This window comes from Rhodopseudomonas sp. P2A-2r (genome assembly GCF_026015985.1).
In the GTDB taxonomy this organism is placed as follows: Bacteria; Pseudomonadota; Alphaproteobacteria; order Rhizobiales; family Xanthobacteraceae; genus Tardiphaga.
Window position 1 is genome coordinate 6,366,443 of the sequence record NZ_CP110389.1, and the last position, 12,759, is coordinate 6,379,201.

At 61.3% G+C, this 12,759-nt stretch carries 12 protein-coding genes and 2 pseudogenes; 3 read left to right on the forward strand and 11 right to left on the reverse strand.

What is annotated here, in order from left to right; all coding sequences use genetic code 11:
- Position 1: 1 nt before the first annotated feature.
- From ONR75_RS30590 to ONR75_RS30615, 6 genes are read right to left on the reverse strand one after another with little or no spacing between them, the layout of a single operon-like run.
- Positions 2-871, reverse strand: coding sequence for a CheR family methyltransferase (locus ONR75_RS30590; RefSeq protein ID WP_265080553.1), 870 nt, complete (start codon positions 869-871; stop codon positions 2-4).
- Complete coding sequence (locus tag ONR75_RS30595; RefSeq protein WP_265080554.1) at positions 871-1,527, reverse strand: HEAT repeat domain-containing protein; 657 nt, start codon at positions 1,525-1,527, stop codon at positions 871-873. The genes ONR75_RS30590 and ONR75_RS30595 overlap by 1 nt, the downstream gene beginning before the upstream one ends.
- A complete protein-coding gene (gene cheB / locus ONR75_RS30600) occupies positions 1,496-2,566 on the reverse strand; it encodes a chemotaxis-specific protein-glutamate methyltransferase CheB (protein WP_265080555.1) in 1,071 nt (356 codons plus the stop codon). Before cheB ends, ONR75_RS30595 begins: the two co-directional genes overlap by 32 nt.
- On the reverse strand, positions 2,559-2,909 hold the full coding sequence (locus tag ONR75_RS30605) for a chemotaxis protein CheW (RefSeq protein ID WP_320109760.1): 351 nt from the start codon (positions 2,907-2,909) through the stop codon (positions 2,559-2,561). Before ONR75_RS30605 ends, cheB begins: the two co-directional genes overlap by 8 nt.
- On the reverse strand, positions 2,900-4,183 hold the full coding sequence (locus ONR75_RS30610; RefSeq protein WP_265083858.1) for a chemotaxis protein CheW: 1,284 nt from the start codon (positions 4,181-4,183) through the stop codon (positions 2,900-2,902). Before ONR75_RS30610 ends, ONR75_RS30605 begins: the two co-directional genes overlap by 10 nt.
- 23 nt (positions 4,184-4,206) lie before the next feature.
- Positions 4,207-6,138 (reverse strand): methyl-accepting chemotaxis protein, encoded by a 1,932-nt coding sequence (locus ONR75_RS30615; RefSeq protein ID WP_265080556.1) that lies wholly within the window; start codon positions 6,136-6,138, stop codon positions 4,207-4,209.
- A gap of 670 nt (positions 6,139-6,808) precedes the next feature.
- On the opposite strand from ONR75_RS30615, the gene ONR75_RS30620 reads away from it, so the two are divergent.
- Together ONR75_RS30620 and ONR75_RS30625 are read left to right on the forward strand one after the other, a co-directional pair.
- A complete protein-coding gene (locus tag ONR75_RS30620) occupies positions 6,809-7,039 on the forward strand; it encodes a helix-turn-helix domain-containing protein (protein ID WP_265080557.1) in 231 nt (76 codons plus the stop codon).
- A gap of 105 nt (positions 7,040-7,144) precedes the next feature.
- Positions 7,145-7,309 (forward strand): annotated as a pseudogene (locus ONR75_RS30625) (JAB domain-containing protein); the annotation flags it as partial.
- Positions 7,310-7,459: 150 nt separating this feature from the next.
- Here ONR75_RS30625 and ONR75_RS30630 read toward each other — a convergent pair.
- From ONR75_RS30630 to ONR75_RS30650, 5 genes and pseudogenes are all read right to left on the reverse strand, one after another.
- Positions 7,460-8,155, reverse strand: a complete 696-nt coding sequence (locus ONR75_RS30630; RefSeq protein ID WP_265080558.1) for a protease inhibitor Inh/omp19 family protein — start codon at positions 8,153-8,155, stop codon at positions 7,460-7,462.
- Between the two features lie 2 nt (positions 8,156-8,157).
- Positions 8,158-9,141: a 2-hydroxyacid dehydrogenase gene (locus ONR75_RS30635; protein WP_265080559.1), complete on the reverse strand. Its 984-nt coding sequence runs from the start codon at positions 9,139-9,141 to the stop codon at positions 8,158-8,160.
- A complete protein-coding gene (locus tag ONR75_RS30640; protein WP_265080560.1) occupies positions 9,141-9,980 on the reverse strand; it encodes an ABC transporter permease in 840 nt (279 codons plus the stop codon). Before ONR75_RS30640 ends, ONR75_RS30635 begins: the two co-directional genes overlap by 1 nt.
- Positions 9,977-10,780, reverse strand: a complete 804-nt coding sequence (locus ONR75_RS30645) for an ABC transporter ATP-binding protein (protein ID WP_265080561.1) — start codon at positions 10,778-10,780, stop codon at positions 9,977-9,979. Before ONR75_RS30645 ends, ONR75_RS30640 begins: the two co-directional genes overlap by 4 nt.
- Positions 10,781-10,784: 4 nt before the next feature.
- Positions 10,785-11,796 (reverse strand): annotated as a pseudogene (locus tag ONR75_RS30650) (ABC transporter substrate-binding protein).
- Between the two features lie 135 nt (positions 11,797-11,931).
- Between ONR75_RS30650 and ONR75_RS30655 the strand changes: the two are divergent.
- The gene (locus ONR75_RS30655; RefSeq protein WP_265080562.1) at positions 11,932-12,753 is read left to right on the forward strand and encodes a creatininase family protein; all 822 of its coding nucleotides are present in this window, start codon (positions 11,932-11,934) and stop codon (positions 12,751-12,753) included.
- Positions 12,754-12,759 lie beyond the last annotated feature (6 nt).

The following is a 12,759-nucleotide window of genomic DNA, read 5'->3' on the forward strand; positions in this document are numbered from 1 at the left end:
TTCACCGGGGACCTCCACGTTTCTGGTAGACGATCGCCTGCGGAAATTTTCTGACCTCGAACAACGAAGATATCCGGCTCATTGATTCTGAATGCCCCAGACAGATAAAGCCTCCCTGACAAAGACTGTCGTAAAACGACTCGACAACTTGTCGCCTGGAGCGGTCATCGAAATAGATCAGCATGTTGCGGCAGAAGATAACATCGAGGCTGGCGAACTGGCGCATCTCCGCGACATCGCTCGCATTCACCTTCGTGAAACGCACAGATTGGCGGATTGCGTCGATCAGCCGGAAACCTTCCGCCCCTGCCGACACGAAATATTTGCGCACCAGCGACGGCAAAAGCCGATGCAGCGACCTTGCGTCGTATTTGCCGTCTTCCGCCGCGCGCAGGACATTGGTGTCGATGTCGGACGCCATGATTTCGATGTCGTAGTCATCGACCTGCGCCCAGTTCTCGAGAAGGTACATGGCTATCGAGTAGGGCTCTTCTCCGGTCGAGCACGGCATCGACCAGATGCGGATACGGTCGCCCTTGCGGCGGTCGGAGACCAGTTCGGGAAGAATACTGCTGACCAGGCACTCAAGCTGGTGATCCTCGCGATAGAAATATGTCTCGTTGATGGTTAGCAGATTGATCAGGATTTCGATCTCGCCGGCAGCGTCGTGCCGCCGCAAGCGCTCGAAGTAGTCGCTCGCGCCAGCGGCGCCGCTCTTCTGAATGCGGTCAATGAGACGCTTGTCGACAAAATACCGCTTGTTGTCGCCAAACGAGATACCGGTACGTCGATAGAAATATTCGCAAAATTTCTGATACTCGACTTCGCTGATTGAATGCGTTGCCGTGGGGCGTTGCGCCAGGACCGGCATCACGCGCCCCGCGGATCGTTGCAGCGGATGCGGTCACAGGCGATGTCGATGGCGAACACGAGGAAGGGCTCTCCGGCGAAGCGAGTACGAAGCCCGTAGAGCGCCGCCAGTAACTCTTTCGTCCCAACCTCTGTCGCTACATCCACAGCCGCAGCACAAACATTGACGTGCGGCTCGTGCTCGAAAACGCGCAGCAACCGCGGGTTGGCCACTTCGCTCGGCCACGCCCTCGTGACTTCAATGGCGAGAATACGGACGTCAACGTCCGACTCGTTCATAAGCGCGTCAAGCACGGTTACAGCATCATTGTCCAGACGTTTCAGTGACTCGATGGCACCCCCACGCAGATTGGCATCATCGCTGCGGATAAACGAAGCGATCAATTTGGCTGCCAGCGCTCCGCCGATATCGGCCAGACTGCCGAACAGAGCGTCGCGTACCCGGGGATCAGGCTCACATTCGAGGCGGGCAGCCAGAGTGGCTGCTGCAGCCGGGTTCCCGGACAGGGCGCGCGCCGCACGCCGCCGTTCGTCGACATCATTGCCGGTTAACTGATCCTCACGAAGTTCGAAAGTTTCAGTTTTCGTATGCGGCACATCGGAAGCAAATCTCACTAATGGCATGTCAGTTCGTCCATCGCCGGAGTTGATCTGCAACTCGCTCGATCGGGAGCACAATCGTAGCTCCGCCGCGCTTTACCAGTTCGCCAGGCATTCCCCATACAACCGCGGTATCCTCCGACTCCGCGATGGTCCGGCCGCCGCGCGACTTTAGCTCGGCCATGGCGCGCGCACCGTCGTCACCCATGCCGGTGAGCATGACCCCGAGAAGATGCTCCGGGGTTACATGCTCCAGCGCGCTCTCGACCAAGCGTTCTACACTTGGATGCCAGTTGTGCAGCGGAGACGCGGGAACCGGAATGGCAGCGAGAACACCTGCGCGGACGACGACCAGAAAGTCGGCGTCTCCGCGTCCGACATAGGCGACACCGCCTCGCAGCGGCATCGGCCGAGTTACCTCGACGACTTCGAGTTCTGACAAACTATTGATCCGACGTGCAAACACCCCGGTGAAGCTTTCAGGCATGTGCTGCGCGATCAGGATCGGCCAAGGAAAATTACCCGGCAGCCGCGGCAGAACCGTCTCGATCGCGCCCGGTCCTCCGGTCGATACACCGATCAGAACCACTCCTTTTGCCGTACCTGAACCTCCAGTTCTCGCGCTACTTGCCGAACGCCTCGCGTCTTCTACCGACTGGGCGCGGTGGCGGACGCGATCGAGAAGTCCGCGGCTCTTGCTGATGCGTGCTCTCGCGGCACTGCGAACCTTGGCAACCAGCGCGACCCTGATCTTGTCAATGTGCAGCGAGACCGTGCCGTCCGGTTTAGGAATGAAATCTACGGCGCCGAGGCTCAGCGCCTGCAGCGTCACCTCCGCGCCTTCGCCGGTGATCGACGAAACCATCACCACGGGCTTTGGACATTCGACCATGATGCGACTGAGGCAAGTGATCCCATCCATCTCCGGCATGTTCACGTCGAGCGTGATCACGTCGGGAGCTATGGACCGCGCCATCGACAATGCTTCCGCGCCGTTGCGGGCAAAACTCACCTCGAAATCGCCTTCGGCTTTGAAGATGTCGCCCAGACACTTGCGCATCAGGGCGGAATCGTCGGCAATCAGGAGCTTAAGCATTCGCCGCGCTCAGTTCTTCGACCGCAGCGCGTTGCCTGGCTCCACCGGAGGTTTCCTCAAGCGTCGCAATCTCGTGTCTTTCCAGCAGATGATCGGTGTCGATCAGCAGGATCATTCGCTTTTGTTTCTCGAGATTGGCGACGCGCGATATGATGCGCGCCTGTTCCTCAGAGAGCGAAGGTGTCGGTCCGATCGAATTGCGTGGAATCTTCAGGACTTCGGAGACCGAATCGACGATGAATCCGGTACGCACACCATCAATCGTGAACACCATGATCCGCTGGCGGTCGTTGCGCTCGATATCATCGAGATCGAACCGCGTCCGCTGATCGACTACCGGCAGTACCGCCCCCGGAGGTTCACGACACCCTTGATGAAACTAGGAGCCTTTGGCAAACGCGTCAGTGTATCGGGGACTCGTACGATCTCCTGTACGGAACCGATCGGGGCGCCGTATTCCTCGTCGGCGAGGCGGAACACCACGAACTGCTCTTCCTCCGCCAGCGCGGTCGCGCCGTCGACCTGGTCCGCAGCCATGATGTCCTCCACGTTTCCCTCTGAATCGACGTTCTCTGCCGCGCGACGAACTACCTCGTTCTCAAACAAGGCTTCCGCCGACAGCACCGAAACCAGTCGTTTGCCACCGTTCAGCCGGCAAATGCCCTGGATCTCGCCGTTGGCTTTCCCACCCCGCATCAGGCTCGGCACCGGATCGAGCATGTTGCGGTTCACGCGCAAGACTTCCTTGACCGTATCCATGACGATTCCAACCGAGGACTGGTCGGGCAGCGGCACCACCACGATCTTGTTGCGGTCATCGAGCGCAACCGCAGGCAGGCCGAACATTTCACGCAGGCTGACAAGCGGCAGCAGCCGATTGCGCAGCGTCACCACGCCAAGGACATGCGCATCGGTTTTGGGCATCCGGTTGATATGGTCGGGAACCTGGACGATCTCCTGAACGTTCTCGATCGAAAGCGCGTATTCCTGTCCGGCAACCTCGAAGCTCACAAGCTGCATTTCGTCGGTCGTCGCGGTCGCCTGTTCCACGACTGCGTCGATCTCGCCGTTACCAGCTTTCTGAGGGCCTCGATGCCCCGAGCCAGAATCGCTTTCGAAAAGCCGAACGGGGTCGAGAATCATGATCATCCCTTTCCCGTCGGCCGTCTTGATCATGCCGCGCAGAAGATCGGTATTGACCGTCGCCTCGATCGAACTAACACTTTCGATCTGATCGAGCGCCGCTGTCACAACTGCCGACATCCGGTCGACGACGAGGCCAACGGGGATGCCTTGATTGATAACGACCACGCGCGTTGCGTCGTTGTGTTCGACATTCGGGTAACGGAATATCCGCCGCAGACTGGTGACGGACATTACTGTGCCGCGCAGATTCGCCAGACCTTCTAGGCTTTCGTGACTGAGGGGCACCTGAATGATCTCAGGCATCCGAATAATTTCCTGCACTTCGGCGAGCGGGACCGCGAAGATGCCGTCGTCGATGTGGAAGGTGACGTACTGCCGGTTTTCGCCGGTTGAGTTGACGTGTTGCCGGTTGTCTCCGGCCGGTTCATCCACCGGAGACAGTGGCGGGGCGTCGATCAGGTCTGATTCCATATTCACGAGCGTAACCTTTCCAATTAATCTCGTGAGTTCTGGAGTTCGTCGGCGAGCGAGGCTATTTCCTCGACTGCGACCGCCAATTCCTCGGCACCCTTCGACTGCTGTTTCGCCGCGCTTGCTGCCTCGACAGCTCCCTTGCTGGCCTGGTCTGCTGCGATAGCAATCTGCTGCGTCGCCTTCTGCGCTTCCTGTACCGCGGTCAGGATGATGTCCGCACCCTTGAGGATTTCCTCGTTGCCGCTCAGCACGATCGCCATGTCCTGCTCAACCATTGCGAGGTTAGTCGTGATGGCCTTATTGTTCTGCACTTCCACCACAGCTGCCGCGGCAATCTGCTCCAGATCGCGCCGGACCGCGACAATCTGGTCCTGGGTCGCCTTGACGACGTCCTTGATGCGGTCGGCATTCTCCGCTGATTCCCGCGCGAGGTTGCGGATGTCAGTCGAGACCACCATAAAACCCTTGCCGAACTCGCCGGCGCGGGCCGCCTCGATCGATCCGTTGATCGCCAGCATATTGGTCTGAATCGACACCGTCGTGATCGAGTCGACGATCTTGTCGATACGCCGGCTGACCTGCTCCAGCGTGGCGATGAGCTCGCCGCTCTTGTTGGTCTCTTCCAGCCCCTTGGAGACGCCCGAGATGAGTTCTTCGACCGCAGAGCGACTTGCCTTCACCAGGTCGGAGATTGTACGACCTGATTCCAGCCCGGCCTTCGCACGCTCCTGCGATAGCGCAGCGCCCTTTTCGATTTGGGAGTTGCCGGCGCTCGACTGCTGTGCGGCGGCGGCGGCCTGTTGCGATCCTTTGTTGATTTGCTCAATCGCCGCCATGATCTGGGTCGCCGAGCCGCTGATTTCCTGAACCGCGGAAGATAGCTGCTCGGCCGCGGAAGCCATTTCCTCCGCGCTTTTCGAAATGTCGGTGCTGTTCTTCAGTTCGTCGGCAAGCGTGGACAATTCTTCCGACGCGGTCTGGCTTTGGTTCAGCGCCACGTTCTGCTGATCGACCGTCTTTAAGGCCTCTTCGCAGGCCGCCGACTGCTCGGTTGCCGCCGCCGCAATCTGCTCCGAACCCTTCTGCACTTCCTTGGTGGCCAGGTCGGACTGCAGCGCCGCGCTTGCGATTTCTGTGCTTCCCGCAACGATCCCAAGCATGTCGGACCGCGCCTTTTCCAGCTGCACGGTGACGGCTTTGCCCTTCTCGGCTTCAACTCGGGCCGCCTCGGCCGCTCCGTTGATGCCGTCGGCGATGGTCTTAACTTCGCCTTGAATCTGGCCAACGAGGCCCTGGATTTCGCTGGCGCTCTTTTCGGACGTCTCAGCCAGAGCTCTTACTTCATCGGCGACTACCGCGAAGCCTTTGCCGTGCTGGCCCGCCCTGGCTGCCTCGATGGCGGCGTTGAGGGCAAGCAAGTTGGTTTGATCGGCGATGCGCGCGACCGCTTTCACGATTTCGCCAATGTCGGCTGCCTGCTTTTCAAGTTCGACGACCATTTGAACGGAAGCGAGTTGGCGGTCGGCGCCAGCACCGATATTGGCGACCGAGGCGCTGATCTGAGAGTTCAGCTCTCCGAGCAGAGCCTGCAGCGCCTCGGATTTCTGCCGCGAGATTTCGGCCTTCTCCTTCGCCTGGGTCACGCCGGTGGCGATATCGGTCACCGCGACGAGCGATTGCTGCGCGGCGCCAGATGCCTCTTCGGCGCCAGCCGCTATCTGCTCCATCGACTTGGAAAGTTCCTGCGCTGCCGAAGCGGATTCGCTGATTGCCGAAGCCATTTCCGCCGTCGCGGCTGCAACTCGCTCGGCGACCTTCTGCTGGCGCGCAAAGGTGCGGGCCCGCTTGCGCTGGACTTCAGCCTGGCCAGCACTGCGATCGGTACCGCTAGAAGTATGCCCGAATTCTTCGCGCCGGGCCGGCCCAATCTGTGCTCGCTTGGCTAAAGTCATGTTCGTTCTCCAAAGAGTCGGGTTTGCAATCACCGATCCGCAAGGACGGCGAGAGCGAGGTTTAAGTTTTCTGGCGAATCAGTCGATAAGCTCGACCCGAACATGCTGCCGCAGTTCGGCTGTTGGTGTTAAGTAATCGAGACGTAGGAATACTGGTCAATGTTGCTCACCGATCATACAATGATTGCGCGACAGGCAACGCCTCTTGTTGGGCCGTATTCTCTTCGCGTGTTTGCGCATTTCGCGTCCGTAGTAGTGACCACGCGAAGAAGGACGGCGACTCAACTCGAGCCCTGTTACGCATTAGATCCTGCGACTAGCGAATATGCGTCGGCAGGCACATGGACCGAGAGACAAACGAACGGCCGCCTCGCGCGCCACAAGCTGCCGTTCCCTCCATTGAGCTAATTTAGGCGGTTCGGGGTCGGGCTTCGAATAGGATATTGAGCCGCATTAGGCATTTATTCTGCATCATCCGATGCACAGATCTAGCGCACACGAACTGGCAACCATTCCTTCTTCTATCCCGCTGCATCCGTTTTCACGACGGCGGAAATCCTCCTCTTCCAACATACGTGCGGCCGCTCCATCAGACAGTCCGCGAGCATGATTTGGTGCTCTTTAGCCTTCCCGAATGTGATCGGTTGTTGGCAACGCTAGGGAGAGGTCGATGTCTGATAGAAAGTTTCTGACCGCCGAAGAAGTGTCTGAAAGATATCGTGGCAGTGTTTCAATTGGCACTCTTCGAAATTGGCGAGCGATGAAGGTAGGCCCAGCCTTCGTCAAAATTGGCAAGGCCGTTTTGTATCCGACGAATGAGCTTGATGCCTGGGATCGGAAGAATACGGTGACGTGCCGCGCGTCAAAAGGACTCGACGTGGATAAGGATGAAGAAGCGTGAGAATCCCAGACGAGCACACAGAACCGCTCCCAATTGCCGCCCCCTCACAGATAAATCAGCTCTCTAAAACGATTAATTTTCAATACGTTACGTGAGAGAAGAAGACTCCTGCACAATCATCCCAGCGGCGACCCGACGCCGTCACAGGCCGACGTGCAGATGACACGGTCAGTGATCGATGTCGCAAAACCGCTGGGGATCGCGGTGCACGACCACATCATCGTCGGCAAGAACGGGCATGCGAGCTTGAAGGGCCTGAAGCTGATCTGAACGCTTTGTTCTGGGTCCCCACCACGGCCCCTCATGGTGAGGAGCGTGCTCTTGCGCGCGTCTCGAACCATTAGGACCATGCAGCCATCCTTCGAGGCGCGGTCGAAGCCGACCGCTCCTCAGGATGAGGTAACCTCGATGGAACGAGCCCTAATTATTCCGCAACAATATCAGCGGATCGGCACTGTCCGGCACACGCCGCCATTGCGCGTTGTCGTCGGCCTCAAAGCGCCAGACCTCGCCGCTTGACGACATCATCTGCAACTCGCCGCGCTCCAGCCGCCACAGCGTCGGATTGAATTTGGCGACCGTGGGATCGCAGCGCGGCTTGAGGAAGACGGCAAAACTGTCCTGCGCGGCTTCGGTGTTGGTCAGGGTCAGGCCGCAGACGACGCTGCCGTTGCCGCGGACCATCGACCAGTCGCCGATCATCTGATCCATCGACTTCGCCAGCGAGCGCGCGGCCGCAAGGTTCTGCAGGATGTAGACGCCCTCGCCGCTGCGCAACCCCTCGAAGATCCCGCTCTCGACCTCGGTGAAGTCGATCACCGGCTCGCCCGCGGCGTCCTGCAGCCGCACGATATCGAGGCCCTTGATGCTCCAGCTCTTGATGGCGCCGGTGAACGGCAACGCCTTGGCGCAATCCGGTTCGAGTTCGAGCTTGAGGCCGCGCGGCACGACATCGGGCTTTATCGTCACCACACAGGTCTTGCTGCGCTCGGTGGTGGACAGTTCCCACTGCCCGATCATGCTCTTGTTCAGGCTGGCGTCCTGCGCCGGCGCTGGCGATCCGGCCAGCATGGCCGCAGTCGCCAGAACGAAACCGAAGCAGGACGCGGTGCGCATGGTCAGCGGCCCTTGACCGGAGTCTCCGGGATCGGGGTCATCGGCGCCTTGCCGGCGAACCAGGCTTTCAGATTGTCGACGACCAGCTGATCCATGGCGTTGCGCGTCACCACCGAGGCCGAGCCGACATGCGGCAGCAGCACGACGTTCTGCATGGCGCGCAGTTCGTCGGGCACCTTCGGCTCCTGCGCGAAGACATCGAGCCCGGCCGCCAGAATGGTTCCGGATTTCAACGCCGCGATCAGCGCCGGTTCGTCGATGACCGAGCCGCGCGCCACGTTGACGATGATGCCGCGCGGACCCAGCGCACTCATCACCTCGGCATTGACCAGGTTGGCGGTGGACGGCCCGCCCGGCGTGATGACGATGAGCGTGTCGACCGCCTTCGCCATCTCGATGAGGTTCGGATAGTGCTTGTAGGCAACGCCGTCCGCCGGCTTGCGCGAATGATACACCACCGGCACCAGCGAAGCGTCGAGGCGGCGGGCGATGGCCTGGCCGATGCGGCCCATGCCGACCATGCCGACCTTGCGATCGCGCAGCGAGCCGACGGTGAGCGGATAAGGCTGCGTCAGCCACAGGCCGGAGCGGACATAGCGATCCGCCTTGATGAATTCGCGTGCGGTCGCGATGAACAGGCCGAGCGCGGTGTCGGCCACTTCCTCGGTCAGCACATCCGGCGTGTTGGTGACGATGATGTTGTGGTCGGCGGCATATCTGGCGTCGATGTGGTCGTAGCCGACGCCGAAGCTGGAAACGATCTCGGCCTTCGGATAGGCCGACAGCACGGCGCTGTTGACCGGCACCTGGCCGGTGACGGCGATGCCGCGGATACGCGCGGCAACGTCCGCCGGCACCCGCTCGAGATCGTGCTGGGTTTCGGCGTTGTGCAGCACGTACTGATCGGAAAAGCCCTTGTCGACCGTGGCCTTGCTCGGCCCGTAGATCAGCAGATCGATCTTTTCCGACGAAATTCCCGTAGCCATCAATTTTCCTTTCGCAGTGCACTCTCATGCCATCGCCGCAACATCAGATGCGAGGCCAGCGCGAGGAGCATATAAATGACAATCCCTGCGGCAGAGAGCAACAGCAAGGCGGCGAACATCCGGGGAATGTTGAGCCGGTAGCTGGATTCCGAGATCCGGTAGGCAAGCCCCGAGCCGGCTCCTGCGGCGCCGGCCGCGATTTCGGCGGCGACCGCGCCGATCAGGGACAATCCGCCGGCAATACGCAATCCGCCCAGCATCAGCGGCAGCGCCGCCGGCAGCTGCAGATACAGCAGGGTCTGCATGCGCGATGCGCCGTAGAGCTGAAACAGGCCGGCCAGGTTCCGGTCCACGGAACGCAGGCCGAGCGCCGTGTTCGCCAGCACTGGAAAGAACGCCACGATCCAGGCGCACACCACGACAGCGGTCTGCTGCGGCAGGTAGATCAGCATCAGCGGCGCGATGGCGATCACCGGCGTCACCTGCAGCACGATCGCATAGGGCAGCAGCGAATATTCCAGCCACTTCGACTGGCTGAACAGCAGCGCCAGCGCCACGCCGCCGATGGCCGCGGCGATGAAGCCTTCCAACGCGGTGAGCAGCGTAACGCCGAGCGATTCCGACAGGATCGACCAGTCGGCGATCAGCGTGCGGAACACGAGCCCGGGACCGGGCAGCAGATAGGGCGGGATGCCGTTGAGACGGACCGCCAGATCCCAGGCCGCAATGCCGGCCAGCAGGACGACGACCGGCAGAACGATCTGAGCCCAGCGACCACGGCCGTTGCGCGCAACCTCGGACTCGATCGACAGATCCGGCACCTTTTCCAGCGCGCTCATGCGCCACTCCCGGCGTCACCGGCCTCAGCCAGTGCCAGCGAGACATCGCGGCAACGGGTGGCATAGGCAACCGAGGTGCGGAAATCGTCGTCGCGCAGCTCCGGCGCCTCGATGGGGAATTGCGCGCTGACGCGGCCGGGGCGCTGGCTCATCACGATCACCCGCTGCGACAGATAGACCGCCTCGAACACCGAATGGGTGACGAAGATGACGGTCTTGCGCAATTGACGCCACAGCGCCAGCAGGTCGTTGTTGAGCTTGAAGCGGGTGATCTCGTCGAGCGCAGCGAAGGGCTCGTCCATCAGCAGGATATCGGGATCGGTGACCAGCGCCCGCGCCAGTGACACCCGCATCTTCATGCCACCGGACAATTCGCGCGGAAAGGCGTCGGCGAATTCGCCGAGACCGACCTGCGCCAGCGCGGCGTCGACGCGCCGATCGGATGCTCCCCGCGGCTCACGAGCCAGCTTCAGCGGCAGCCGGACATTGTCGCGCACGCTGCTCCACGGCATCAGGGTCGGCTCCTGAAACACGAAACCGATGGCGTGGCCGGTGGCGCGGGTCGACACCTGCACCGTGCCCGCGGTCGGCGCCGACAGGCCGGCGATGAGTCGTAACGCGGTGGACTTTCCGCAGCCCGACGATCCCAGCAGCGAAACGAATTCACCGCTGCGGACATCGAGGTCGAGCGGGCCGAGTGCCCGGAGTCCATTGTCATAGACCTTGGTGACGCCACGCAGGCTCACCGACACGCCTGCCGGCGCGGCTGCGGGGAGATCTGGCAAAGCGGGACCGGTCACGGCGTTATTTCTTCGACCGCAGATCCAGGCCCACGCCCTTGTTGACGAACTGCAGCGTGTAGGCCTTGCGGAAATCGATATCCCGCTTGACCACACCGGCGCGCGACATCTTGTCGAAGAAGCTGGCGACGCGGGCTTCGGACATGGCGCCGATGCCGTCGCGCAGGCTGTCGCCGGAATCCACGATGCCATATTCCTTCATCTTGGCGACCGAATTGGCCAGCACGTCGTCGGTCATTTCCGGATTGAGCTTCTTGATCAGGTCGTTGGCCGGCTTGTTGTTGCCGTAGAGATAATTGTACCAGCCGATGATCGAGGCATCGACGAAGCGCTGCACCAGGTCGGGCTTCTTGTCGATCAGGTCGCGCCGGGTCTCGATCAGCGTGGAATAACCATCGAAGCCATAATCCGCGAGCAGGATCAGCGTCGGCTTGAAGCCGGCCTGCTTCTCCACCACGAAAGGCTCGGAGGTGACATAGCCCTGCATGGCGCTGTTTTTGTCGGCCAGGAACGGCTGCGCGTTGAAGGTGTAGGGCTTGACCTTGTTGTCGCTGAACCCGAATTCGTTCTTCATCCACTGGAAGTAGCCGGCGACTCCTCCTTGGAGATGAAGATGGTCAGCGGCTTGAGGTCTTCGAGCTTGGTCACCTTGGGATTGGGATGCACCAGGAATACCTGCGGGTCCCGCTGGAAAATCGCAGCGACAGTGACCAGCGGCACGTTGTTGGTGACCGCGTCGAACGACTTCAGGGTGTTGGCGCTCATGTAGAAATCGAGCTTGCCGGCCACCAGCAGGATGCCGTTGTTGATGTTCGGCCCCCCGGCACGATGGTCACGTCGAGCCCGTAGCTCTTGTAGGTTCCGTCAGCGACGGCCTGAAAGAAGCCGCCATGCTCCGCCTCGGCGACCCAGTTGGTGCCGAACGTCACCTTGTCGAGCGTTTCTGCGTGCGCCGGCGCGGCCAGCATGGCCAGCGCGCCAAATGTTAACGCTCGCAGCAGACAAAGCGGGCTCATGATTGGACTCCGTTGATCGTTTTGGCCCATGATGAAGCCAGCCGGGTGGTACAGGCCCCGGGCCGAATTGACCACCCACGGTGGGAAACCGCGACAAATTACCCTGCGAATTCAGCCAAAGAAACATTTCGTGCGATGACTTCTGACGTTCCCTCCCGCGACTGGACCGGGATCCACTGGCCCGACATGGCAGCCACCGACACGGCGCAATGGATCGCCGTGCTGCCGCTGGCTGCCACCGAACAGCACGGTCCGCATTTACCGGTGGGCACCGACGTCCTGATCGCCGAGGCCTATCTCGCCCGTGTTCGCAGCCTGCTGCCGGCCGCCCTGCCCGCCACCTTCCTGCCGCTGCAGCCGGTCGGCATTTCCACCGAACACCTGGCGTTTCCGGGCACGCTCACGCTGACCACCGAGACGGCGCTGCAAGGCTGGATGGCCATCGGCGAAAGCCTCGCCCGAGCCGGCATCAGAAAGCTCGTGATGGTCACCAGCCATGGCGGCAACAGCGCGGCGATGACGCTGGTGGCGCAGGATCTGCGTGCCCGCCACGGCATGCTCGCGGTAACCACCGGATGGAATCGCTTCGGCGCGCCGGACGGCCTGTTCACCGCCGACGAGCTGCGCCACGGCATTCACGGCGGCGCGGTGGAGACATCGATCATGCTGGCGGCGTATCCGCAGCATGTGCGTCGAGACAAGATCGCAGATTTCCCCGCCGCGACTGCGTCCATGGACAAGGATTTTCGCTGGCTGTCCGCGCATCGCCCGGCACCGTTCGCCTGGCAGACCGAGGATTTGCATGTGAGCGGCGCGGTGGGCGATGCCACCCAGGCCTCGGCGGAAAAGGGCGAGGCGCTGCTCGACCATGGCGCGCGCGCCTTCTGCGAATTGCTGGCCGATGTCGGCCGCTTCGATCTGGCGGCGTTGGCAAACAGGCCCGACGCAGGCCGGTAGCACTGC